This is a genomic window from Streptomyces sp. NPDC001292, assembly GCF_042896465.1.
Lineage (GTDB): Bacteria > Actinomycetota > Actinomycetes > Streptomycetales > Streptomycetaceae > Streptomyces.
In genome coordinates this window covers 44,847-67,448 of sequence record NZ_JBIAXG010000040.1, presented here as the reverse complement: position 1 = coordinate 67,448, position 22,602 = coordinate 44,847, and the positions used below count along the sequence as shown (strand labels likewise).

The window sequence follows — 22,602 nt, the reverse complement described above, 5'->3', positions numbered from 1 at the left end:
TCCGTCGTCGCCCCCTACTCGCCCGTACCCGTGAGGGAGCCGAAGTCCACGCCCGAGCCGAGGATCAGGCCAGCGCCGAGGAGGATCATCGTGGCCGGGACCATGAACGTGGTGATCATCATCGTGGCCTTGGGGACCGCGCGGGCGGCCTTGCGGCGGGCGTTCTGCGCGTCGGTGCGGCGCATGTCCTTGGCCAGGGCCACCAGCGTGTCGACGATGGGCGCGCCCAGTTCCTCGCCCTGCTGGAGGGCGGTGACGAACATGGCGACCTGTTCGGAGTCGTTCCGGCGCCGCAGTTCGGCGAAGGCCTGGCGGCGGCTCATGCCGAGGTCCATCTGGCGCAGGGTGATGCGCAGTTCGTCCGCCCAGGGGCCCTCGTACTTGTCGGCGACGCGGTCCAGGGCCTGGCGGAAGCCGAGGCCCGCGCTCACCACGACCGCGAGCACGTCGAGGAAGTCCGGCAGCGTCCGCTCGATCACGTCCTTGCGGATGCGGATCGCCGACCAGATGCCGACCTCGGTCCAGACGGCGCCGAAGGCGAACAGGAGCAGGGCCACGAAGAGCTGGCCGCGCATGAGGAACACCAGGCCGCCCAGGCCGCCCAGGAAGCCGTAGACCGCGCGCCGGGCCGCGTAGCGGTCGATCGTCAGGCCGCCGGGGTTGCCCGCCAGGTCGATCTTGCGGCGGTACTTCGCCACCCTCTTGGGGCCCATCAGGCGCAGCACGGCGGGGGCGTAGCGCATGCCGAGGCGGTCGACGACGGAGTCCACCGCGCCGGTGCGGGTGGAGCCCACCTCGAGGGCCAGCGCCAGGTCGCCGGGCAGCCGGGCGTCGGCGCGGTACATGCGGATGCCGGCGAAGACGCCCCAGACGCCGAGGCCCATCACGAGTGCGAGCAGCAGTGCCATCCCTCTTCCCTCCTTCCGGGAACCCGGCTAGACGTCGATGCGGGACATACGGCGGATGAGGATGAAGCCGACGGCGTAGAGCGCGAAGGCGGTGATCACCGCGCCCTGGCCGATCGGGGACGCGGTCATGCGGTCCAGGGCGCCGGCCTTGACGCCGTTCATGAGGAACAGCGCGCCGACGCCCAGTACCGGGACCGCGTAGGAGGTCATGTTGACCTGGGAGAGCTGGGTGCGGACCTCGCGGCGGGTCTCCTTGCGCTCCTCCAGGGTCTCGGTGAGGTTGCGCAGGGCGCTCACCACCTGGCCGCCGGCCCGGTTGGACAGGACCAGGGTGGTGACGAGGACGACCAGCTCCCGTGAGGGCAGCCGGTCCGTGAGCTCCGCCAGCGCGTCGTCCATCGACGCGCCCAACGCCAACTGGTGAGCCACCTTGGCCAGCTCCTCGCCCGCCGGGGCCTCCAGCTCCTCCGCCGCCATGCCGATCGCGGTGCGCAGGGCGAGGCCGGCCTGGGTGGCGTTGGCCAGGATGCGGGCCAGTTCGGGGAGTTGGTTGATGAACTTCTCGATGCGTTTCTGGCGCTGCCAGTTGAGGAACTGCATCGCCGCCCAGATGCCGAGCAGGCCGGCCAGCGGGCCGAAGAAGGGGGCCAGGGAGGCCTGGCCGATCAGCCAGAGGGCGGCCACGGCGGCGAGCATGTAGACGAAGAACTCGCCCGGGGTGACGTCCAGGCCGGTCGCGGCGAGCTTCAGCTCCAGTCTGCGGCCGAGTTTCGTACGGCGCAGGCGGCGGTCGAGGGTGGGGAAGCGGCGCCGGCGGCCGACCGGGATCTGACCGGTCTGGGAGAGCCGGTCGACGAGGGCCGCCCGCTGGGCCTTGCCGGAACTGTAGGCGTGCAGGCCCGCGACGGCCAGAACGCATGTCAGCAGGGTGACGCCGGTGGTGAGGGTGACGAGGGTGCTCAGATCCATGGGGACGGTTCCTACCTGGCTTCTCGGGTGGCCAGCTGGTCTGCGGACTGGGCGACGCCGAAGGCCTGGGGGATGGGCTGGCTCGCCATGTAGAGGCGGTCGGCGGTGCGGCGCGGCAGCGGGTGGTACTCGAAGACGCCGTAGATCCGGCCGTCGGCCGCCATGGGCTGCGCGGCGAAGCGGGCCACGGTGGCCAGCCGGTACGGCTCGCTGCCGTGGCTGTCGAGCAGGGCGATCTCGGTGACGCGGCGGGCGCCGTCGGCGAAGCGGGTGAGCTGGACGATCACGTCGACGGCGCTGTTGATCTGGTCGTGCAGGGCGACGAAGGGGATCTCCACGTCGGACATGGAGGCGAGGGTCTGCAGGCGCATCAGCGCGTCCTCGGCGCTGTTGGCGTGCACGGTGGCGAGCGAGCCGTCGTGGCCGGTCGACATCGCCTGGAGCATGTCGAGCGACTCACCGCCGCGGACCTCACCGACGACGATGCGGTCGGGGCGCATACGCAGCGAGTTGCGCACCAGGTCGCGGATGGTGACCTGACCGCGGCCCTCCACGTTCGGCGGCCTGGACTCCAGCCGGATCACGTGCGCCTGCTGGAGCTGGAGTTCGGCGGAGTCCTCGATGGTGATGATGCGCTCGCCGTCGGGGATCAGACCGGACAGGGCGTTGAGGAGGGTCGTCTTCCCGGTGCCGGTGGCTCCGGAGACGATGACGTTGAACTTCGCCTGCACCAGGCCGGCCAGCAGGTACAGCATGTGCTCGTCGAGCGAGCCGAAGCCGATCAGCTCCTGGAGGGTGAAGGAGCGCGGGAAGCGGCGGATGGTCAGGGTGGGGCCGGTGAGCGAGAGCGGCGGGATGATGACGTTGACGCGCTCGCCGGAGGGCAGTCGGGCGTCCACCATAGGATTCGACTCGTCCACGCGGCGGTTGACCGTCGAGACGATCCGCTCGATGGTCTGCATCAGCTGGTCGTCGGAGGCGAAGCGGATGGGCAGTTGCTCGACCCGGCCGCCGCGCTCGACGAAGATCGCGTCGGGTCCGTTCACCATGATCTCGGTGATGGAGGCGTCCTCGAGCAGGGGTTCGAGGATGCCCAGGCCCAGGGCCTCGTCGACGACCCGGCGGATCAGCTGCGAGCGCTCCACGGTCGACAGGACCGGGCCCTCCCGGCTGATGATGTGCCCGAGCACCCGCTCCAGCCGCACCCGGCGCTCGGCGGCGGCCAGCGAACTCATCTCCGCGAGGTCGATCTCCTCCAGCAGCTTGGCCCGGTAGGAGGCGACGAGATGGCCGTCCTCGCCCCGGCTGCCTTTCTCCTCCGGGGAGTTGATGCGTGCGCGGAGGCTCATGGGTCCGGTGCTCCTCGCTCCTGGTCGGTGGTCGAGTCGTCGGTGGTCCAGCCGGTCTCAGTGGTCGAGCGGCATCGTGGCGGTCTTGTGAGCCCGGCCGAAGTTCCAGCCGGGGACGATCGAGGGGATGTCGACACCGGCGGTCACGGTGACCTCCTTGCCGCCGTACGAGGCCGGGCAGCTGGTGCCGTCCGCCAGCCAGTTGCTGACCGCGTTCGCGCAGGCCTGCTCGGTTCCCTGCCGGAGCGAGGCCGCGCGCGCCCCCGCGCGGGCCGCCGTACCGGCCTGCTGGGCCGTGTAGGCGAGCAGGCCGATCTGGACGACGGCCATGGCGAGCAGCATCAGGATCGGGATGAACCCCAGGTATTCGATGGCGACCTGGCCCCGGTCGAGGCGGCGGCGGTCGCGGCGTACGCGCTCGTACGGCATGTCAGTTCGTCGCCTCCTCGACGGCGCCGGCGTGACCCGTGACCGTGATGGGGAAGTCGATCGTGCCGGGGAAGAGGACGGGCACCTTGAGGCCGACGTGCGACCGTACGTAGCCGTCGCTCGTCTCACAGCCCACCTCAGCCCCCCTTCGCCACGCTGCCGACAGCTTGTCCAGCCCGGCCTGGCGGCAGGCGGCGTCCCTGGTGCCCCGATCGGCCGCCGTCCCCGCCCGTACCGCCTCGTCCGCAGCATTCCCCGCAAGCGTGTACGTGTACCCCAGGAGCACGCACTGCCACAGCAGCACCAGCGTGATGAGGATCGTGGGCGTCATGCCGAGCAACTCGACGGCGACCTGCCCGCTGTCGGAGCGCAGCCGCCCGGCCGACAACCTCTCCCCTGTGCCTGCCCGCACGTTCATCCCCCTGCCTCCCTGCGGCGCCGGAAACTCACCGACCCCCGGTCGCCCCGCAGCCGCCCGCCCTTGCGGTCGGCCTCGGGCGCCTTGACGATCCCGAGCTCGCCGGCGAGCCCCCACAGCGCCTGCTTGACCGTGCTCTTGCTGTCCAGTTCGTGGATGCGGCCGGCGTCCACCGCGCCCTGGAGTTCCTTGAAGCCCGCGGGGATCGCCGTGCCCGCCACCGGGGTGCCGGTGATCTTCTGGATGAGCGGCGGCTGGATCTCGGTCCCGCGGGTGTGGCGGTTGACGACGACGGTCGTCTCCTCGGCCTTGCGGATCTGCAACCGGTCCCACATCCGTACGGTCCGCTTGGTGGCGCGCACCGCGACCACGTCCGGAGTGGTCAGGAGCAGCGCGGTGTCGGCCATCTCGACGGCCGCCGCGCTCGCCCCGCTCATCTGGGCGCCGCAGTCCAGGACGACGATCTCGTAGCGGGAGCGCAGCGCGCTGACGATCTGGCGGGCGGCCCGGTCGGTGACCTCCTCGCCGCGCTCGCCCTCGCCGGGGGCGAGCAGCAGCGCCAGCCCGCTGTCGTGGCGGAAGACCGCGTCGGCCAGGACGCGCGGGGAGATGTCGGTGATGGAGGCGAGGTCGACGACCGAGCGGCGGAACTGGACGTCCAGGTAGGAGGCGATGTCACCGGACTGGAGGTCCATGTCGACCAGGGCCGTGCCGTGACCGGAGGTCTGGGCGGCGAGGGCGAGTTGTATCGCGGCGAGGGTGGCGCCCACCCCGCCCTTGGCGCCGCTCACCGTCACCACCCGGCCGCCGGCCCCGGTGAACACGTCGCCGCCGTGGCCCAGGTGCCGCCGTACACCCACCGACCACTGGGCCACCGCCTGTACGCGGCTGACCAGTTCCTCGTAGCTCAGCGGAAGGGCCACCAGTCCCCGCGCGCCCGAGTCCATCGCGGCCGAGAACAGGCCGGGGCCGGCGTCGGAGGTGATGAGGATGACGCCGACCGCCGGGAAGCGCAGGGCCACTTCGCGGATCAGTTCCAGGGCCGGGACCGGGCCGATCCGCTCGTGCACCACCACGATCTCTGGCAGTTCGTCGACGGACTCGGCGGCCAGGCGCGCCAGGGTGTCGATGAGCTGGGTGGAGTCGACGACCGGGGCCACCGGCTCGGCGTCGGGGAGCTGGCTGAGCAGGGTGGTGATGGACCGGGCCGCGTCGGCGTCGCCGACGGCCGGGAGGATCCTGGTGGTCATGCCTGCCGGCCTCTCACTTGTCGTTCGCGAGTTCGTAGGTCCGGTCCTTGGCCGGGACGCTGGTGTCGCTGCCGGGAGCGACCAGCGCGAGCCGGACCCGCTGGGCGAACGACTCGGCGTAGGTGATGCGCTGGGCGTCGATGGTGGACAGCGCGAAGGTGATGGGGACGGCGTCGGTGGGCTGCTGGGCCCTGTTGTCGGCGTTCGGCTGGAGCGCGGTGATCCTGCCGACGTCGAGGACCTTGGCGTTGGTCACGATGATCTTCGACTGGGCGGGATCGCCTTGCCGCTGTCCGCCGAAGGTGGCGTAGACGTTGACCGTGGAGCCCGGTGTGATCTTGCCGGCCACGCCGGTCGCCGCGTCGATCATGATGGCGACCTCCTGCTGGCCCGGTTGCAGGGCGGGCTGGTTCACGATCATGTCGCTCTGGAGCAGGGAGCCCTTGCGCAGTGTGGTGACCGCGATCTTGCCCTGGATCTGCGCGAGATCGGTGACGGCGTTCGGCGACAGCCACCGTTCGGGCATCTTGACCTTCTCGAACTGGCCCGTGCTCAGCGTCGTGTACGGCGCCACGTCGGTGCGCAGCTGGTAGGCGACCACCTCGGGGCCGACCTTGGACTTGACGTCGCTGATGACGGAGAGCACGCCCGCGAACGCGCCGAGGGCGCAGATGACGGACAGGATCAGGAGTATCACGCCGCGGCGCTGACGGGAGTTCATGAACCGTGCAACCTCATTGGGATATCGGTCGGCGAAGTCGAGCGGAATCGAATGACGGTGGTGCCGGTGGTTCAGGGACTCACCCAGTGGGTGCCCGGTTCTCGGGGACGGGTGGGGCGGCCGAGCAGAAGACGCAGCGGTCTCCGATGACGTCGATGCCGCACCAGTGGCACACGCCCTGGCGCACCGAGGTGACCAGCTGGTAGAGCACCGACAGGTCGGGCAGGTAGGTGCAGAACTCGATCAGCTTGCCGGTGCCCCACCAGGTGGCGGACTCGGCCGGCAGGTCGGCCTCCCGCAGCCCCAGCGCGTTCCACGCGGGGGCGAGGGTGGCGCCGACCCAGTCGGACTGGAGCTGGCCCTTGGCGAGCAGCATCCAGCTGCCGAAGTCCGGCCCGTTCAGGGTGGCTTCGGGGCCGATCCGGACGAGCTGCGGTTCGGGGTGGGCGATCACGCCGAACTGGCTGCCCGGGACCCAGGACTTGGCGTGCGCCTTGAGACCGACGGGGACGCGGTCGAGGCGGGCGACCGAGGCCAGGACGGCGCCCGAGTGGATGTAGTGGGTGAGGAGCCGGCCGGCCGAGGCGAGCACGCCGGGGCTCAGGTCGCAGGAGGCGAGCTGGCGCAACTGGCGGGCGAGGACGGCGAGTCCGAGCGGCGGCAGATTCGGCCGGAACAGGGCGATGCGGTCGCTCTCCAGCAGCGAGCGGACGGTGTGCAGCCGCCGTTCCACACCGCTGGGGACGGCGTCCGAGCACACCACGACGACGTGCCCGTGGTGGTCGATGAGGGCCTTCATCGCGTCGAGCGTCCGCTCCAGCGGCTGCCGGTCCAGGTCCTTCAGGACGACGGCGGGCGCGGTCCGCTCGTCCTGCGCGGGCAGCGCCATGTCGGTACTCGTCACAGCGATGGCAGTTGACACGCGCAGCTCCCCGTTAGACGCCTGTCGGCCCGCCGGCGGTCCTCCGGCACACCGAGTTGACTTCACTGCGTGACCACCTCAGCACTGTATCCACGCCTCTGTGACCGGAGAACAGCGATTCTGTACCTGACCGGCAACTCTCGTTGCACAAGTCATTTCAAACCGGGGCAGGCTGAGCATCCTGACCCGGCCCCCAAAGCATGGGCCGACCACAACTCGTCGACCGTGGGCCCGGGTTTGGGCCCGCGGGCCCACGCCGCCCGGCGCCGCCCGCACCTACGCTCGCCGACCGGAATGGCGCTTGCCACTGTGCGAGGAGGGGGTGCCGCATGGCTCGCGGGGGCGGCAGACGGACGTGCCGGAGGACATACGGGTACGGCGACTCGGGCGCGACCGCCACCGAGTACCTCGGCATGGTCGTGGTGGCCGTGGCCGTCGTGCTCGGCATCGGCGCCACCGGCGTCGGCCGGACCGTCTACGACAGGATCGCCACCGAGATCTGCAAGGTCACCGGCGGTTCGGGCTGCGGCGGAAGCTCGCAAGGGGACGACCGGGCCCTGACCGACGCCGACTTCGAGCCGGCGTTGTGCCAGGTCTCGACGGTCAGCGACAAGGCGGGCTCCAAGGCGAAGATCCTGTTCTGGGAGATCGGCAAGGAGTACGGCTTCCAGGAGCAGCGCCTCAAGGCGCACACGGACGTCAACCACGACGGCAAGGTCGACGACCAGGACGAGCTGGTCTACCTCACCTTCACCGACGCGGCCTCCGTCGCCGCCAGGAAGGACTTCACCCCCGGCCTGAAGATGGGGAAGGCCGGCACCGACAAGGTGGAGCTGGGCGCCGGGATCAAGGTGACCAACGGCGACACCTGGGTGTTCGAGAGCCCCGAGGAGGCGCGCAGGTTCCGCGACGACGTCGAGAAGCTCCAGATGTACCGGATGCGGCGCCAGTCGCCGGGCGGCGCGGACGCGAGCCTCGGCGACAGCGTCCTCTACCTCTTCGGCACCGGTCCCCTCAAGGACGAGGAGGACACGGAGAACCGGGTGAGGAAGGCGCTGGGCGACAACCGGAAGATCACCTACGGCAAGGTGGTCCTGGAGGCCTCCGCGGCGGCCGGCCTGAAGATCTCGGCGGGCGACGACAAGAAGCTCAGCGCCGCGCTCGGCGGCAACTTCAAGTACTCCCCCGAGATCACCTGGACCGACAACGCCTACAAGAACACCAAGTCGTACACGTACTCCTCGTCGATCGAATACGGCACCAAGGCCGGCTACGAGGCGGGCCCGATCAAGGGCGACGCCTCGGCCTCCACCACCCGGACCGGCACCATCACCGTCACCTACGACAAGTCCACCGGCGAACTGGTCGGCGTCAACATGACCCGCACCGTCGAGAAGGGCGGCCAGAAGGACGGCGCCAAGATCAGCGGGGGCAACGGCAAGTCGGGCAAGGACGAGCGCAGCGGCGGGGTGAGCGGGAAGGGCACCGACAGCTCCACCGGCATCGAGGTCGTCACCACCGCCCTGAGCTTCGACCCCGGTCCCGCCGGGGACCAGGACCGGGCCGTCGCCGAGCGGTGGCTGAACAGCACCGGCGAACAGCTGGTGACGCCCTTCCAGTACATGTTCGACGATCACGCGCCGACCCGGCGGCCCGGCGCCGACGACCCCTTCGGCCAACTGGTCTTCGACAAGGGCACGTCCAGCAGGATGACGTACACCGGCCAGGTGAACGCCGCCGAGTACGGCTTCGAACTGAACCTCGGGCTCAGCCTGGGCCTGTCCATCAGCACCGAGCAGAAGGCGGAGACGCTGACGGACGCCCGGTTCCTCGGCGCTCCGAACGGAGACCGCCGGTCCTACGTCCCCTACAGCTACTGTGCCAAGTGATCTCGCCGACAGGAGGGCTGGTACGCCGATGAGGACACGACTGCTGATCGCGGGCCTGCTCGCCGCCGCGGCCGCCCTCACGGGCTGCGGCAAGGACGACGCGGGCTCCGCCTCCGTGCCGGACGGCTGGGGCACGCTGAGCACGAAGGGCGTCTCCGTGTCGTATCCCGCGGGCCCCAAGGGATACGTCGAGCAGAGCGCGGCCGAGCGCAGCGAGTACAACGCGGCGGCGGCCGTACGCGAGGAGTCCGGGCGGACGGTCTCGATCATCACCGTGCAGCTGGACTTCACCCGGGCCGACTCCGCCGAGCAGGCCGCCATCGCCGCGGAGGCGGGGATCCGGATGGGCGCGAAGGTGGAGGGCGAGAAGGACGTGAAGCTGGCCGGAACGGACCGGGCCAAGCGGATCGACTTCACCTTCGACTCGACCGGCGAGGACGGCAACCCGCCCAAGGGCACGCCGATCCGGGGCGTGATCCTGACGGGCCTGGACTCGGCCGACCGGACGTTCGCGATCCGTATCGACGCGGCGCGGGGCGTGCTGTCCTCCGCGGACCTGCGCGGGATCATCGACTCGGTGCGGGTGCACTAGTGGTGGGGACGGAGGTACGGCTCCCGTGATGCCGCTGGTGCGGGCCTGGGCGGTGGGCGTGGTGGTGCTCGTCGTCACCGAGTACGTGCAGATGACCCTGCTGTACGGGAATTTGGTCGGCCCGCGGGGCGTGGGCTCGTTCGGCGCTGCGCTGGCACTGGTCCACCTGCCGAACCTGGTGTGCGTGGTGCTGGCGACCTGGGCGGCGGCGCGGGTGCATCCGGTGCCGTGGCGGAAGATGCCCGCGCGGCACGTGGTGGCGGCGTGCGCGGTGCCGGTGACGGCGCAGCTGCTGACGGTGTCGCTGCACTGGGAGCGGGCGGGGCTGTCGTCCCCGGCGATGTGGATGTCGACGGGAGTGCTGCTGGCGGGGTGCGCGCTGGGCCTGCTGCTGGAGCGGTGGCGGGAGGAGGAACGGCCGTAACCGGATCGATCCGGTGGAGCTGGATTCGACTGGTCCACCCCGGACTGTCGCAGAAGATTTCAAACGTGCCGTCGGACTACGACGTAGGAGCCACCCGGCCCTGCGCGGCGCCATGGCCTGGTCCACCAACTGGGACGTGACGGCGCGCAACGCCTGGTCGAACGCCGTGGGCCCGCACGTGCACGCCCTGCCGTAACCCCACGGCATCCGTTCGGCGTTCCCGCCCGCCTGCGCCGAAATCCCGTGAAACATTCCGGGGGGTCCACCGCATCAATGGGGTGGGGGCGCGACCGGGGACCGCGGAGCGCGCGGGGAACACAGGGAGGGCACATGGGGCAGGGCCGGAGCGACTGGACCGACGGGTACCAGGAGTTCGCGGTGGCGCGCGCCGGGCATCTGTACCGGTCGGCCTGTCTGCTCACCGGCGGTGACACCCATCTCGCCGAGGACCTCGTCCAGGAGACCCTCGGCCGGGTGTACCTCCGCTGGGGCCGGATCTCCCGCGCCGACAACCCGGCCGCGTACGCGCAGACCGTCCTCACCCGCGCGTTCCTCGCCCACCGGCGTCGCCACAGCAGCCGCAGGGAACGCGCCACCGATGTCCTCCCCGAGGTCCCCGAGCCGCGGACGGGCGGTGACGCGCCGCTGCGGCTGACCCTCCTGGAAGCGCTCGGACAGCTGTCCGCCAAGGACCGCGCGGTGGTCGTCCTGCGCTACTGGGAGGACCGCAGCGTCGAGGAGACGGCCGCCGCGTTGAACGCCAGCTCGGCCGCCGTCCGGACCCGCTGCGTCCGCGCCCTCGCCCGGCTGCGCGCGCTGCTCGGCGACTCGCTCGCCGAGTACGCGAGTCCCTGACCTGTTCCCGCCCTACGACCGGATCAACGACCACCCTTGCGGAAAAGGCGGTTCGCCATGCCTGTTGCAGACCACGACCCCTTCGAGGAACGGCTCGCCGACGTCCTGCGGGACACCGGCACCGCGTTCGCAAGCGACCAGCAGATGCTGGCCGCCCGCGGCGAAGCACACGGCCGGCGGCTTCGCTCGCGGCGGCGGGCCGCCGCCGTCGTGGGGGGCGCCGCCGCGGTGGCGCTCGTCGGGCTGGGCGGGGCTCTGCTCCTTCCCGGCGGCCAGGGGGACGGCGTACGACAGCGGTCCGCGGCTGGCAGCCCGGCGGCGCGGGCCGCCGCCACCCCCACCGAGACCGCCGCCGCGACCGTCATGTCCGGCGACGAACTCGTCCGCACCCTCGAGAAGCTGCTTCCCGAGGGACGGATCAGCAACGCGGACGGAGGCAGCACGGACCGCGATTCCTACGCCAACGTCGTGTACGACGACGGCGGGGGCGAGGCAGCCGTCGCCGTGTCCCTCCGCCGGGTGCGGCCCGGGAGCCTGGAGGCCCGCCAGACCACCCAGTGCCCGGACAAGCTGTTCATCGTCTACGACTCGTGCACCTCCGCCAAGCTCTCCGACGGCTCCGTCCTCATGCTCCTGAAGGGGTACGAGTATCCGAACAGCCGCAGCGGCACGAAGCGGTGGACCGCCGACCTCATCACGTCGGCGGGCGGGCACATCGGCGTCCAGGAGTGGAACAGCGCCGCCGAGAAGGACTCGCCCGTCACCCGGGAGCAACCACCCCTGGACCTACGTCGGTTGAAGGCGCTCGCCACCGCACACGAGTTGCGTGCGGCCGCCGACGCCCTGCCCCTCGACGACCGCTCGGGGGCCGAGCCGGACCCGGGGCCGGTCACCCCCGGCGGCTCGATCTCGGCGGTGCTCAGCCGTCTGGTGCCGCACGGGATCAGGATCGTCGGCAAGAGCGGTCCGGACGACGACGGCTTCGGGTACGTCGTCCTGGACGACGGCAGGGGCACGAGCCTGGTGCAGGTCAATGTCCAGCTGGACACGCGGGGCGACCTCGAGGACGAGCTGTTCGGTCCGGACGCCGAGGTCCTGCCCGACGGCACCAAGGTGGTCACGCGCCGGCAGCCCGGCGAGAAGGGCATCCCCGGGATCGTCCGGTGGAGCGTGGACACCATCCGGCCCGACGGCCGGCGCGTGGTGATCAGCGCCTTCAACTCCGGGGCGCAGAACACCCCGGCGACCCGCCAGGCGCCCGCGCTCACCATGAAACAGCTCGAGGCGATCGCCACCGACCCGAAGTGGCATCCGCACGGCTGATCTCCGACGCGGTACCGGGCCCGGCAGCCGTCCGGGCCCGGTACCGCCGGGGTCAGGATCGTCGGGGTCAGGCGTCGGCGGCGGGCGGCTCGTCCGCCGCGGCCTCGTCGTCGGCGGCGTCCTCGTCGGCCGCGCCGTCCTCGAAGTAGGCGTCCAGGACCGCGTCCAGTCGCGTCTCCCACTCGGCGAAGCTCGCCCTGGCCGGGGCCTGGATCTCGATGGGGTACCAGCGCCGGTCGGGGGTGTGGACGGTGATGGTGAACAGCTTGCCGAAACGGGAGGTCGCCGTCTCGACGGCGCCGATCTCGTCCCAGCGGAACTCGCACTCCTGGTCGTCGAGGCCGAGGCGTACGCCCTCGTGGTCGGCGACGATGCGGGCCCGGCGGTCGGCGGCCTCGAAGACGGGACCGTCGACGACCTCTTCCTGCCGCTCCTCCTCCTGCCGCTCCTCTTCCTGCCGCTCCTCCTCCCCGGCGGTCCCGGCGTCGTCCGCGACCGCCTCCGCGACCGCCGGCGGCTGCTCGGCCTGCCGCGGCCGGGCTTCCTCCGGTTCCGTCGTCGCGGGTGCGGTGAGCCCGGGGATGTGGGCCGGGTCGAACCCGGCACCCTTCACGGGCTCGGCCTTCAGGGGCTGGCTGCTCGAACCTATGCGCTGCTCCACAGCGGGCAGTATGGTCGACGATCCTGTGCCGGGCACAGCCAGCCCCGACTTCGTTATACGAAGATGGCCAAGACACGTCAGCCGAGCACGGCGAGCGCGTCGATCTCGATGAGCAGACCCGCGGGCAGCCCCACGTAGACGGTGGTGCGGGCGGCGGGCGGCTGGGTGAGGCCCTGTTCCTCGAAGTACGTGTTGTAGAGGTCGTTCATCTCGGCGAAGTGGTCCACGTCCGTGAGGTAGACGCGGATCATCATCACGTCGTCCCAGGTAGCGCCGCCCTCCTCCAGGATCGCCTTGACGTTGGCGAGGGTCTGGAGGGTCTGCTCGCGCAGGGTCGGGCCGGCCGGCGTGGGGGGCACGCCCTCCTCGGCGGGCAGGAAGCCGACCTGGCCGGCCACCTGGAGGACGTTGCCCTTCCGCACCCCGTGGGAGAACTTCGCGGGCGGGGTGGTGTGGGTCGCGGGGGTGAGGGCGATCTTGGCCGTCGTGTCGCTCATACGGGGTCCTTCACTGGGTTTCTGCCGGAGAACTCGTCGCTGATGGCGTTCGCGGTACGGCGCACCAGCGGGAGCAGGGCGAGGAGTTCGTCGGCGGTGACGACGACGTTCGGCGCGGAGACCGACATCGCGGCGGCCACCCGGCCGTCGGCGCCGCGGATGGGCGCGGCGACGCAGTTGATGGACTCCTCGTGGCCGCCGAGGTCGGCGGCCCAGCCCTGTTCGCGCACCGTCGCCAGCTCCTTCAGGAAGGCGGCTGCGTTCGGTGTCGAATGGGACGTGTACATGGGGTAGTCGAGCCTCTGGGCGACCGCGCGCCGCTCGGCCTCGGGCAGGTCGGCGAGCAGCAGCTTGGCCACGGCCACCACGGTGATGGCGACGGGCTTGCCGATCCGGGAGTACATGCGCACCGGGTAGCGGCTGTCCACCTTGTCGATGTACAGCACCTCGTCGTCCTCGTGGACGGCCAGGTGCACGGTGTGCCCGCACTGCTCGTTCAGGCGCAGGAGGTGGGGATGGGCGATCTCGCGCACGTCGAGGCTCTCCATCGCCTCCTGGGCGAGGGCGAAGAGACGGGCGCCGAGGCGGTAGCGCTGGTCGGACTGGCGGTGGACGAGCCCGTGCCGGTGCAGGGTGCGCAGCAGCCGCAGCGCGGTGGACTTGTGGACGCCGAGGCGGTCGGCGACCCGCCCGAGGTCGGCGGGACCCTCGGCGAGCAGCGGCAGGATGCTCAGCGCCCGGTCGACGGTCTGGCTCACGGCATGCGTACCTCCTCCTCGGCCTTCTCGGCCCCTTGCTCGGTGCCCGGCGGCCGAAGCCGAGTCGCAGTCTTCGCCATCGGGTTCCGGGCCGCTGACGTTGACCCGGATTCGGCGAGATGCTAGACACCGATAAGCACTATGCACAACGACCTTTGCACATTTTGCAACGGTCCCGAAGGAGGCTCGATGAGCACGGAAGCGCTCGCCCGGCTGGCCGAGGAACGCGTCGACCACCGTTTCAAGGGCCTCCCGCCGGACGCGGACGGCCTGACCGTGGGCGAGCTGGCCGCCCAGCGCCGCAACCTCTTCGCCGACGGCTTCACCACGCCCGTGCTCGCCCTCTCCGCCGAGCGCCTGGAGCACAACCTGAAGCTGATGGAGACCTACGCGGCCCGCCACGGCCTCGCCTTCGCCCCGCACGGCAAGACCTCGATGGCCCCGCTGCTCTTCCACCGCCAGCTGGAGCACGGCGCCTGGGGCATCACGCTGGCGGTGCCGCACCAGGTGCGCGTGGCCCGGGCGTTCGGCATCCAGCGGGTCTTCCTGGCCAACGAGCTGGTGGACCCGGCGGCCCTGCGCTGGGTCGCCGCCGAGCTGGCCGCCGATCCCTCCTTCCGCTTCGTCTGTTACGTCGACTCCGTGCGCGGGGTGGAGCTGATGGACGCGGCGCTGGAGGGGGCCACCCGCCCGGTGGACGTGGTCGTCGAGCTCGGGGCCGGGGAGGGCGCGCGGACCGGTGTGCGCACGGAGGCCGAGTGCCTTGCGGTCGCCGACGCGGTGGCGGCCACGGACACCCTGCGTCTCGTCGGGGTCGCCGGTTACGAGGGCGAGGTGCCGCAGGCCGACCCCGAGCGGGTGCGGGCATGGCTGACCCGGCTCGTCGCCCTCGCCGTGGATCTCGACAAGGCCGGGCGGTTCGCGCATGGGGGTACCCCCTGCTCGAGCGAAGCCGAGAGCTTGGGGGACGAGGAGATCATGGTGAGCGCGGGCGGCAGCGCCTGGTTCGACACGGTGGCCGAGGTGTTCGCCGGGATCCCCGAACTCTCCCTGCCCGTACTGAAGTTGCTGCGGTCGGGCGCGTATGTCTCGCACGACGACGGGCACTACCGCAGGATCACGCCCTTCAACCGCGCCCCCGAGGAGGGCGCCCTGGAGCCCGCCTTCCGCCTCTGGGCGCAGGTGGTCTCCCGCCCCAGCCCCGGACAGGCCTTCGCCAACGCGGGCAAGCGGGACGCGGCCTACGACCTCGACCTGCCCTTCGCCCAGGTGGTGCGCCGGGACGGCGTCGAACGCCCGGCGACCGGGATCGAGGTCACCGGCCTGTCCGACCAGCACGCGTGGCTGAGCACCGCCCCCGGGGCGGAGCTGGAGATCGGCGACTGGGTCGGCCTGGGGCTCTCCCACCCGTGCACGTCCTTCGACAAGTGGCCGCTCATCCCGGTGGCCGAGGCGGACGGTACGGTCGTCGACTACGTCCGTACGTTCTTCTAGTGTCCTGCGCCGGAAGTTCCTAGGTAGTTCGCACTGAGCCTCAGGCGGTCAACACGCCTGGTTGCTGGACCGGACCCAAACGCCGGTGCGAGACAGGATCTACCAACGGATTACTGGCGCAGGACACTAGACGCTTCGGGAGGCGCGGCCATGGACCCGGTGGAGCTCGCCGATTTCGCCGATCTGGTCATCCGGGACGCGGACGTCGCCGACGGCACCGGCACCCCTTCCTACCGCGCCGACGTGGCCGTCCAGGACGGCAGGATCGTCTCGGTCGTCAAGGAGGCCGCGGCGGCCGGCTGCCAGCGCCCGCGGGCGAGGCGGGAGCTGGACGCGGAGGGCCTGGTGCTGGCCCCGGGCTTCATCGACATGCACGCCCACAGCGATCTCGCCCTGCTGCGCGACCCCGACCACAGCGCGAAGGCCGCGCAAGGCGTCACGCTGGAGGTCGTCGGGCAGGACGGGCTGTCGTACGCGCCGGTCGACGACCGTACCCTCGCCGAGGTGCGCCGGGCGATCAGCGGCTGGAACGGCGACGGCGACGACATCGACTTCACCTGGTGTTCGGTGGGCGAGTACCTGGACCGGCTCGACCACGGCTTCGACGGCGAGGGCATCGCCGTCAACGCCGCCTACCTGGTCCCCCAGGGCACGGTCCGGGCGCTCGCCGTCGGCTGGGAGGACCGTGCGGCCACGCCCGAAGAGCTGGACCGCATGCGTCGGTTGGTCGCCGAGGGCATGCTGCAGGGCGCGGTCGGCATGTCCTCCGGGCTGACCTACACCCCCGGGATGTACGCGGGGGACGCCGAACTGACCGAGCTGTGCCGGGTGGTGGCGGCGCACGGCGGCTACTACTGTCCGCACCACCGCAGTTACGGCGCCGGAGCGCTGGAGGCGTACGCGGAGATGGTGCGGCTCGCGCGCGAGGCGGACTGCCCGCTGCACCTGGCGCACGCCACCTTGAACTTCGGCCCGAACAAGGGCCGCGCCGGCGAACTCCTGGCCCTCCTCGACGACGCGCTCGCCGCCGGCGCCGACATCACCCTGGACACCTACCCCTACACCCCCGGCTGCACCACCCTGGCGGCCCTGCTGCCGAGTTGGGCGGGCGAGGGCGGCCCGGAGGCGGTCCTCGGGCGGCTGGCCGACGAGGACACCGCGGAGCGGATCCGCCACCGCCTGGAGGTGACCGGCTCGGACGGCTGCCACGGGGTCCCGGTGGAGTGGGAGACGATCGAGATCTCCGGGGTCACCGTCCCCGCGCTCGCCGAGTACGTCGGCCTGACGGTCCGGGAGGCGGCGGCCCGGCGCGGCGAGGAACCCTGGACCACCGCCCGGCGGCTGCTGCTGGAGGACCGGCTGGGCACGACGGTGCTCCAGCACGTCGGCCACGAGGAGAACGTCCGGGCGATCATGCGCCACCGCGTCCACACCGGCGGCTCCGACGGCATCCTGCGGGGCACCAAGCCGCATCCGCGGGCCTACGGCACCTTCCCGCGGTATCTCGGCCGGTACGTACGGGAGTTGGGGGTGCTGTCGTTGGAGGAGTGCGTCGCGCACCTCACCGGGCGCCCGGCGGCCCGGCTGCGGCTGCCGGACCGAGGTGTGGTCCGCGAGGGGTACCGGGCCGACCTGGTCCTGTTCGACCCGGCCACGGTCGCGCCGGGCTCCACCTTCGAGCGGCCGCGCGCGCTGCCGACGGGGATTCCGTACGTCCTGATCGACGGCCGGTTCGTGATCGAGGACGGACGGCGCACCGACGTACTGGCGGGGCGGGCGGTCCGCCGGACCTGAGCGCGACCGCCCGCCCCGCCCCGCGCTCGGTCAGGGCTGGGGCCTCTCGTTTGGATCAGGCCGGGCTCGCGGGGTCCGGCACCGCTCCCCCAAGCTCTTCGAACAGGGGCACCCCCAGCCGCGTTGTCGTCGGTCGGCAGGGCTCCGCCCTGCCGCCCTCCTCCGCCCTGCGATGCTCCCCCACTGCCCGAAGGGCGTGGGAGGTGCCCCAGCACCGGACCCCGCTCCCTGATCCGGCCCGATCCGAACGGAAGACCTCAGGGCTTGGGCAGGGCGCAGCCGCTCCTGCTCAGGTCGAGCTTGTTGCCGGCGCCGAAGCAGCCGGGGATCTGGTAGGTCTGCTGGGCGTAGTTGATGCCCTGCCGGACGGTGATGGTGCCGTTCGCGTCGACCTCGCACGGGTTGTTCACGGTGCAGCGGCCGCCGCTCTCGTTGCCGGTGTTGTTGACGGCGACGACCTTGCCGGTGGCGGTGTCGATGACGGGCGAGCCCGACGTGCCGCCGATCGTGTTGCAGGCGGAGGTGTAGCGGACGGAGTCCTTCCAGGTCCAGCCGCCCTCCTTCAACTGGTAGACGAACCCGTCGATGTCGCAGCTGTAGATCCGCTTCCAGTAGCCGGAGACCACCTTGATGGCGATGCCGGCGACCGGGTGGGTGTCGCCCAGGGGCAGCGCGTTGATGCCGTAGGAGCTCTTGATCTGCGCGTAGGTGCTGGTGAGCTGGTAGATCGTGACGTCCGTGTCGGTCATGGTCGAGTAGACGACCTTGTTCGCCCGGAGTGTCGCGACCTGGGTGCCGGCCGAGTTGAGCAGACCGAAGGTGCGGCTGGACGCCTGGCCCACGATGACCTGGCCGGGCGACGGGAAGCCGGTCTCCAGGCAGTGGCCGTTGCTGAGCACGAGCGCCGGGTCGCCGTCCGCGGAGCCGGGGAGACGGATGACCGAGCCGGAGCAGTTGCTCAGCGCGACGGTGCCGGCGAAGTCGACGGCCGCCAGGGCGGGGGCGGCGGTCGCACGGTCTGCGCCGGTCACCCGCGCGGCGTTCTGCTCGGGTGCGGGCGCGGCGACCGCGGGTGCCGCGCCCGCCCCGGCGATCACCAGGGCGAACAGCGCGGCGACGAGAGGCTTTCTCATGTGGGGTCCCCTCTTGCGACGGAGGCGACCGGAGATCTTCCGGCCGCCCTTCTTTGTCATGCGCATTGTGAATGCAGAGGGGTGCGGCAACAAGGGAGCGGTTCGGGGCCGTAGGGCTTTCCCTGCCCTGCCGCGGCGGCGCGGGCCGACACGCAGACGTCTCACGTGGTGGAAAACACGCGCCATCGGGCGATACCCGGCCGTAAGCTCCTCGACATGCAGGTGATCCAGTCGACCAAGCTCGCCAACGTCTGTTACGAGATCCGGGGCCCGGTGCTCGAGGAAGCGATGCGCCTGGAGGCGGCCGGTCACCGCATCCTGAAGCTGAACACGGGCAACCCGGCGGCGTTCGGCTTCGAGTGCCCGCCGGAGATCCTGGAGGACATCCTCCGCAACGTCTCGACGGCCCACGGCTACGGCGACGCCAAGGGCCTGCTGGCCGCCCGGCGCGCGGTCGTCATGCACAACCAGACCCTCGGGATCGAGACGGACGTCGAGCACGTCTTCATCGGCAACGGCGTCTCCGAGCTGATCGTGATGGCCATGCAGGGGCTGCTGGACGACGGCGACGAGGTCCTCGTGCCGGCGCCGGACTACCCCCTGTGGACGGCCGCGGTCTCCCTGTCCGGCGGCACCGCCGTCCACTACCGCTGCGACGAGCAGTCCGACTGGATGCCCGACCTCGCCGACGTGGAACGCAAGGTCACCGACCGCACCAAGGCGATCGTCATCATCAACCCCAACAACCCCACCGGCGCGGTCTACGACCGGGCGGTGCTCAAGGGGCTGACCGACATCGCCCGCCGGCACAACCTGCTGGTCTGCTCCGACGAGATCTACGACAAGATCCTCTACGACGACGCCACGCACACCCCGACCGCGTCGGTCGCGCCGGACCTGCTGACCCTGACGTTCAACGGCATGTCCAAGGCGTACCGGGTGGCCGGCTACCGGGTGGGCTGGATGTCCGTCTCCGGCCCCCGCGCGCACGCCGACTCCTACCTCGAGGGCCTGACGATCCTGGCGAACATGCGTCTGTGCGCGAACATGCCGGGCCAGCACGGCGTGGTGGCCGCGCTCAGCGGACGGCAGAGCATCAACGACCTGGTCCTGCCGGGCGGGCGGCTGAAGGAGCAGATGGACGTCGCCTACGAACTGCTCACGCAGATCCCGGGCGTGACGTGCGTACGACCGAAGGGCGCCCTGTACCTCTTCCCGCGCCTGGACCCCGCGGTCTTCAAGATCAAGGACGACCGGCGGATGGTCCTGGACCTGCTGCGCCGCGAGAAGATCATGGTCGTCCAGGGCACGGGCTTCAACTGGCCCGAGGCGGATCACTTCCGGGTCGTCACGCTGCCCTCGGTCGGCGACCTGCGGGACGCGGTGGGCCGGATCGGCACCTTCCTGGACGGCTACAGCCAGGCCTGACGCTCACGTTCGGTGCCCCTGCGGACCGGCTCCACGAACGGCCTCAACTTTAGACGTGTTCTAAGCTAGGATGTCTTCTGTCAGAGCACAGGAGGCCGTCCCATGTACGAACCGATCCGCACCGGGCCTTCCGGCAGGTCCGTCCAGAACCCGATGGCCGGCCCCACCTCCGACTTCCCCCACCGCTCCCGCGAGGAGGAGCTGGACATCCAGCTCGCGGGCCATCTCGCGGCGCTGCTCGCCGTCACGGATGAGCTGCGCGCACTGACCCCCTCCACGGATCTGGACACCGCGGCCGAGCGGCTCGCCGAGCAGGTGGCCCGGCTGGGCGGAGGCCATGCTCCGGCCCGCGCGTCGTTGGCCGCCGCCCGCGAACCGTCGGCGCTGCACCAGCGGGCGCACGCGCTCGCCGGCCGCGCGCTCGTCGTCGCCGCCTCCCGGGCGGACACCGCGGCGGCGATCCTGGCGGCCGAGCGGATGGACGCGCACGCGGCCGCGCAGGGCGAGCCGCGGAAGCTGAGTGCCGCCGGCTAGCTCTCAGCCCCTGCCGGGGGCTCCTGATCGGCCCCGGTCCGCGCGCAACCCGCAGCGACGCGCGGACCGGGCGCCATGAACGCGCGCGCCGTCGCGCCGCCTTTCATGCGTACATTCGAGTGGTCTGTACGCCCCACATGCCTGCCAAACGGCGACGTCGACAAGTCGGCCTCGTAACGTCGGCGCACATGACGGTGGTTCGGACTCCGGCCCGTCGGCACCGGTAGGACCCGCCCTCCGGTTCCGGCCGCACGAGAAGAGCCACCTCTGTCCGTCCCTCACTATTCCACGAAATGTGACAAAGTGAAACGTAGGCGATTGTGGGTGACGCTCATCGGTGTGGGCGCAGTTGCCACCGGGGTGACCTCCTGGGCGATCACGTCCCACCCGATGACCGCGACCACCCCGGAATCCAAGGCCGTTCAGGGCCGCAAGTCGCAAGAGACGGCCACGCTTCTGCAAGCGGGCAATCTCCAGGTGCAGTACCGCGATTACGTCGGGGCGACCCGGACGTTCCGGCGCGTGCTGGAACTCGATCCGCGCAACAAGGTCGCCTGGTACGACCTCGGTGTCATCGCCCAGCAGGAAGGCCGGGCCGGCGACGCCCGCAAGGCCTACGACGAGGCGCTGAAGATCGACCCGAAGTACGCCCCGGCCCTCTACAACAAGGCGGTCCTGGTCAAGTCGCGCGACCCCGGCCAGGCCGTCGGACTCCTGCAACGCGCCATCGCCGCCACGCCCAGGGCCGCCACGGCCCATCTCCAACTCGGCTTGATCCTGGCGCAGAAGGACCGTGACGACGAGGCCGAGGAGGAGTTCGGCCGTGCCGTCGCGGCCGATCCCTCGCTGCACTCCGCGGTCCCGGAGCCGTTCCGGGACAAGGTAAGCCCCACACCGACATCGAGTCAGGCAGGTGCCACCAGATGACGTCGACTGCGACACCGAGGTTCTCCGTCTTCACACCCAGCCACCAGCCCCGCTTCCTCGATGAGTGCCTCAAAACCCTCCAGGCGCAGACCTGTTCGGACTGGGAGTGGATCGTCCTGCTCAACAACGGTGCCCGGTGGCGGCCCGAGCAGCGCGACGACCGGGTCCACGTGGAGATCGCGGACGACGTCAGCGGTGTCGGGGCGGCCAAGCGCAGGGCCTGCGAGCTGGCCCGCGGGGAGATCCTCGTCGAACTCGACCACGACGACCTCCTGGCGAAGGCCTGCCTGGCCGAGCTGGGCAAGGCGTTCGACGCGCATCCCGATGCCGTCCTCGTCTACAGCAACACCGCGCAGATCACCGAGGACGGCAAGCGGGACAACTCCCGCTTCAACGAGGCGCACGGCTGGAAGTTCGAGGACGTGCGGGTCGACGGCCGCAAGCTGCTCCAGGCCGTCTCCATGGAGCCCACGCCGCACAACGTCTCCTACATCTGGTACGCGCCCAACCACGTGCGGGCGTTCCGCAAGGAGAGTTACGAGAAGGCCGGCGGGTACGACGCCTCACGCACCGTGCTGGACGACCAGGACCTGATGTGCCGGCTGTTCCACGTCGGCGACTTCCACCACATCGACCGCTGCCTGTACCTCCAGCGGATGCACCCGGCGAACACCCAGCGCGACCCGGAGATCAACGCGCACATCCAGCGCGAGACGGTCGCCTTGTACGACAAGTACATCGAGGCCAACGCCCTGGCCTGGACCCAGCGTCGCGGTCTGCTCGCCCTGGACCTCGGCGCGGCCCACCGCAAGCCGCCGGGCTACCTGGGCGTGGACCAGTATCCGGGAGACGGCGTCGACATCGTCGCGACGCTGCCCGGAAAGCTGGACCTGCCCGACAACTCCGTCGGCCTGATGCGGGCGGTGGACTTCCTCGAGCACGTGCCCGCGAAGGTGCCGCTGATCAACGAGCTGTACCGGCTGCTGGCGCCCGGCGGCATGCTCCTCACCATGACGCCCAGCTCCGACGGCCGCGGCGCGTACCAGGACCCGACCCACGTCGCCTACTACAACGAGAACTCGTTCTGGTACTACACGGACAACCAGTACCGAACCTTCGTGCCCGAGATCCAGGCCAGGTTCCAGTCCTCGCGCCTGGTCACCTACTTCCCCAGCGAGTGGCACTCCCGCAACAACATCTCCTACGTCGTCGCCAACCTCATCGCGATGAAGGAGGGCGCCGAGCGGTGCGGAGGACCGCTCCTGGTCTAGAACCCGCACGGCGCGAAGGCGCCCCGGCGGAACATCAGGTTCCGCCAGGGCGCCTC

23 protein-coding genes are annotated in these 22,602 nt (G+C 71.0%); 11 read left to right on the top strand and 12 right to left on the bottom strand.

Annotated elements, in window-relative coordinates:
- Positions 1-14: 14 nt before the first annotated feature.
- From ACFY4A_RS32405 to ACFY4A_RS32370, 8 genes are all read right to left on the bottom strand, one after another.
- Positions 15-908 (bottom strand): DUF5936 domain-containing protein, encoded by an 894-nt coding sequence (locus tag ACFY4A_RS32405; RefSeq protein WP_390832884.1) that lies wholly within the window; start codon positions 906-908, stop codon positions 15-17.
- Positions 909-935: 27 nt separating this feature from the next.
- Positions 936-1,877, bottom strand: coding sequence for a type II secretion system F family protein (locus tag ACFY4A_RS32400; RefSeq protein ID WP_390832883.1), 942 nt, complete (start codon positions 1,875-1,877; stop codon positions 936-938).
- Positions 1,878-1,888: 11 nt separating this feature from the next.
- Positions 1,889-3,226, bottom strand: coding sequence for a CpaF family protein (locus tag ACFY4A_RS32395; RefSeq protein WP_390832882.1), 1,338 nt, complete (start codon positions 3,224-3,226; stop codon positions 1,889-1,891).
- 57 nt (positions 3,227-3,283) lie between these two features.
- Positions 3,284-3,655, bottom strand: coding sequence for a TadE family protein (locus tag ACFY4A_RS32390; protein WP_390832881.1), 372 nt, complete (start codon positions 3,653-3,655; stop codon positions 3,284-3,286).
- Position 3,656: 1 nt separating this feature from the next.
- Positions 3,657-4,073 (bottom strand): pilus assembly protein, encoded by a 417-nt coding sequence (locus ACFY4A_RS32385; RefSeq protein WP_390832880.1) that lies wholly within the window; start codon positions 4,071-4,073, stop codon positions 3,657-3,659.
- On the bottom strand, positions 4,070-5,323 hold the full coding sequence (locus ACFY4A_RS32380; protein WP_390832879.1) for a CpaE family protein: 1,254 nt from the start codon (positions 5,321-5,323) through the stop codon (positions 4,070-4,072). The genes ACFY4A_RS32385 and ACFY4A_RS32380 overlap by 4 nt, the downstream gene beginning before the upstream one ends.
- 13 nt (positions 5,324-5,336) lie before the next feature.
- The gene (cpaB, locus tag ACFY4A_RS32375; protein ID WP_390832878.1) at positions 5,337-6,044 is read right to left on the bottom strand and encodes a Flp pilus assembly protein CpaB; all 708 of its coding nucleotides are present in this window, start codon (positions 6,042-6,044) and stop codon (positions 5,337-5,339) included.
- Between the two features lie 79 nt (positions 6,045-6,123).
- Complete coding sequence (locus ACFY4A_RS32370) at positions 6,124-6,933, bottom strand: hypothetical protein (protein WP_390832899.1); 810 nt, start codon at positions 6,931-6,933, stop codon at positions 6,124-6,126.
- Positions 6,934-7,295: 362 nt separating this feature from the next.
- On the opposite strand from ACFY4A_RS32370, the gene ACFY4A_RS32365 reads away from it, so the two are divergent.
- The 5 genes from ACFY4A_RS32365 (at position 7,296) to ACFY4A_RS32345 (ending at position 12,049) form a co-directional block, all read left to right on the top strand.
- Complete coding sequence (locus tag ACFY4A_RS32365) at positions 7,296-8,855, top strand: hypothetical protein (protein WP_390832877.1); 1,560 nt, start codon at positions 7,296-7,298, stop codon at positions 8,853-8,855.
- A gap of 28 nt (positions 8,856-8,883) precedes the next feature.
- Positions 8,884-9,447, top strand: a complete 564-nt coding sequence (locus ACFY4A_RS32360; protein ID WP_390832876.1) for a hypothetical protein — start codon at positions 8,884-8,886, stop codon at positions 9,445-9,447.
- Between the two features lie 28 nt (positions 9,448-9,475).
- On the top strand, positions 9,476-9,871 hold the full coding sequence (locus ACFY4A_RS32355; RefSeq protein WP_390832898.1) for a hypothetical protein: 396 nt from the start codon (positions 9,476-9,478) through the stop codon (positions 9,869-9,871).
- 330 nt (positions 9,872-10,201) lie between these two features.
- Complete coding sequence (locus tag ACFY4A_RS32350) at positions 10,202-10,726, top strand: SigE family RNA polymerase sigma factor (RefSeq protein WP_390832875.1); 525 nt, start codon at positions 10,202-10,204, stop codon at positions 10,724-10,726.
- 57 nt (positions 10,727-10,783) lie between these two features.
- Positions 10,784-12,049 carry a hypothetical protein gene (locus tag ACFY4A_RS32345; protein WP_390832874.1) on the top strand — a complete coding sequence of 422 codons (1,266 nt, stop codon included), beginning with the start codon at positions 10,784-10,786 and terminating at the stop codon, positions 12,047-12,049.
- Positions 12,050-12,116: 67 nt separating this feature from the next.
- On the opposite strand, the gene ACFY4A_RS32340 is transcribed toward ACFY4A_RS32345, so the two are convergent.
- The 3 genes from ACFY4A_RS32340 to ACFY4A_RS32330 form a co-directional block, all read right to left on the bottom strand.
- A complete protein-coding gene (locus ACFY4A_RS32340; protein ID WP_390832873.1) occupies positions 12,117-12,710 on the bottom strand; it encodes a hypothetical protein in 594 nt (197 codons plus the stop codon).
- 77 nt (positions 12,711-12,787) lie between these two features.
- Positions 12,788-13,207, bottom strand: a complete 420-nt coding sequence (locus ACFY4A_RS32335) for a RidA family protein (RefSeq protein WP_390832872.1) — start codon at positions 13,205-13,207, stop codon at positions 12,788-12,790.
- Positions 13,204-13,965, bottom strand: coding sequence for an IclR family transcriptional regulator (locus ACFY4A_RS32330; RefSeq protein WP_390832871.1), 762 nt, complete (start codon positions 13,963-13,965; stop codon positions 13,204-13,206). Before ACFY4A_RS32330 ends, ACFY4A_RS32335 begins: the two co-directional genes overlap by 4 nt.
- A 189-nt stretch (positions 13,966-14,154) precedes the next feature.
- Between ACFY4A_RS32330 and ACFY4A_RS32325 the strand changes: the two genes are divergently transcribed.
- Both ACFY4A_RS32325 and ACFY4A_RS32320 read left to right on the top strand, forming a co-directional pair.
- On the top strand, positions 14,155-15,459 hold the full coding sequence (locus ACFY4A_RS32325; protein WP_390832870.1) for an amino acid deaminase: 1,305 nt from the start codon (positions 14,155-14,157) through the stop codon (positions 15,457-15,459).
- A gap of 150 nt (positions 15,460-15,609) precedes the next feature.
- A complete protein-coding gene (locus tag ACFY4A_RS32320; RefSeq protein ID WP_390832869.1) occupies positions 15,610-17,253 on the top strand; it encodes an amidohydrolase family protein in 1,644 nt (547 codons plus the stop codon).
- Between the two features lie 257 nt (positions 17,254-17,510).
- Here the strand turns inward: ACFY4A_RS32320 and ACFY4A_RS32315 are convergent, their stop codons facing one another.
- Positions 17,511-18,386, bottom strand: coding sequence for a serine protease (locus ACFY4A_RS32315; RefSeq protein WP_390832868.1), 876 nt, complete (start codon positions 18,384-18,386; stop codon positions 17,511-17,513).
- Between the two features lie 216 nt (positions 18,387-18,602).
- On the opposite strand from ACFY4A_RS32315, the gene ACFY4A_RS32310 reads away from it, so the two are divergent.
- The 4 genes from ACFY4A_RS32310 (at position 18,603) to ACFY4A_RS32295 (ending at position 22,546) form a co-directional block, all read left to right on the top strand.
- Entirely contained in the window at positions 18,603-19,814 is a 1,212-nt protein-coding gene (locus ACFY4A_RS32310; RefSeq protein ID WP_390832866.1) for a pyridoxal phosphate-dependent aminotransferase, read from the top strand.
- Positions 19,815-19,916: 102 nt separating this feature from the next.
- A complete protein-coding gene (locus tag ACFY4A_RS32305; protein WP_390832865.1) occupies positions 19,917-20,348 on the top strand; it encodes a hypothetical protein in 432 nt (143 codons plus the stop codon).
- A gap of 339 nt (positions 20,349-20,687) precedes the next feature.
- Positions 20,688-21,275, top strand: coding sequence for a tetratricopeptide repeat protein (locus tag ACFY4A_RS32300; RefSeq protein WP_390832864.1), 588 nt, complete (start codon positions 20,688-20,690; stop codon positions 21,273-21,275).
- Positions 21,272-22,546: a glycosyltransferase gene (locus ACFY4A_RS32295; protein WP_390832863.1), complete on the top strand. Its 1,275-nt coding sequence runs from the start codon at positions 21,272-21,274 to the stop codon at positions 22,544-22,546. Before ACFY4A_RS32300 ends, ACFY4A_RS32295 begins: the two co-directional genes overlap by 4 nt.
- Positions 22,547-22,602 lie beyond the last annotated feature (56 nt).

Excerpts from the sequence above, each read along its gene's own strand:
- ACFY4A_RS32405 (WP_390832884.1), bottom strand. The coding sequence starts at position 908 with ATGGCACTGCTGCTCGCACTCGTGATGGGCCTCGGCGTCTGGGGCGTC.
- ACFY4A_RS32400 (WP_390832883.1), bottom strand. The coding sequence starts at position 1,877 with ATGGATCTGAGCACCCTCGTCACCCTCACCACCGGCGTCACCCTGCTG.
- ACFY4A_RS32395 (WP_390832882.1), bottom strand. The coding sequence starts at position 3,226 with ATGAGCCTCCGCGCACGCATCAACTCCCCGGAGGAGAAAGGCAGCCGG.
- ACFY4A_RS32390 (WP_390832881.1), bottom strand. The coding sequence starts at position 3,655 with ATGCCGTACGAGCGCGTACGCCGCGACCGCCGCCGCCTCGACCGGGGC.
- ACFY4A_RS32385 (WP_390832880.1), bottom strand. The coding sequence starts at position 4,073 with ATGAACGTGCGGGCAGGCACAGGGGAGAGGTTGTCGGCCGGGCGGCTG.
- ACFY4A_RS32380 (WP_390832879.1), bottom strand. The coding sequence starts at position 5,323 with ATGACCACCAGGATCCTCCCGGCCGTCGGCGACGCCGACGCGGCCCGG.
- cpaB (WP_390832878.1), bottom strand. The coding sequence starts at position 6,044 with ATGAACTCCCGTCAGCGCCGCGGCGTGATACTCCTGATCCTGTCCGTC.
- ACFY4A_RS32370 (WP_390832899.1), bottom strand. The coding sequence starts at position 6,933 with ATGGCGCTGCCCGCGCAGGACGAGCGGACCGCGCCCGCCGTCGTCCTG.
- ACFY4A_RS32365 (WP_390832877.1), top strand. The coding sequence starts at position 7,296 with ATGGCTCGCGGGGGCGGCAGACGGACGTGCCGGAGGACATACGGGTAC.
- ACFY4A_RS32360 (WP_390832876.1), top strand. The coding sequence starts at position 8,884 with ATGAGGACACGACTGCTGATCGCGGGCCTGCTCGCCGCCGCGGCCGCC.
- ACFY4A_RS32355 (WP_390832898.1), top strand. The coding sequence starts at position 9,476 with ATGCCGCTGGTGCGGGCCTGGGCGGTGGGCGTGGTGGTGCTCGTCGTC.
- ACFY4A_RS32350 (WP_390832875.1), top strand. The coding sequence starts at position 10,202 with ATGGGGCAGGGCCGGAGCGACTGGACCGACGGGTACCAGGAGTTCGCG.
- ACFY4A_RS32345 (WP_390832874.1), top strand. The coding sequence starts at position 10,784 with ATGCCTGTTGCAGACCACGACCCCTTCGAGGAACGGCTCGCCGACGTC.
- ACFY4A_RS32335 (WP_390832872.1), bottom strand. The coding sequence starts at position 13,207 with ATGAGCGACACGACGGCCAAGATCGCCCTCACCCCCGCGACCCACACC.
- ACFY4A_RS32325 (WP_390832870.1), top strand. The coding sequence starts at position 14,155 with ATGAGCACGGAAGCGCTCGCCCGGCTGGCCGAGGAACGCGTCGACCAC.
- ACFY4A_RS32320 (WP_390832869.1), top strand. The coding sequence starts at position 15,610 with ATGGACCCGGTGGAGCTCGCCGATTTCGCCGATCTGGTCATCCGGGAC.
- ACFY4A_RS32315 (WP_390832868.1), bottom strand. The coding sequence starts at position 18,386 with ATGAGAAAGCCTCTCGTCGCCGCGCTGTTCGCCCTGGTGATCGCCGGG.
- ACFY4A_RS32310 (WP_390832866.1), top strand. The coding sequence starts at position 18,603 with ATGCAGGTGATCCAGTCGACCAAGCTCGCCAACGTCTGTTACGAGATC.
- ACFY4A_RS32305 (WP_390832865.1), top strand. The coding sequence starts at position 19,917 with ATGTACGAACCGATCCGCACCGGGCCTTCCGGCAGGTCCGTCCAGAAC.
- ACFY4A_RS32295 (WP_390832863.1), top strand. The coding sequence starts at position 21,272 with ATGACGTCGACTGCGACACCGAGGTTCTCCGTCTTCACACCCAGCCAC.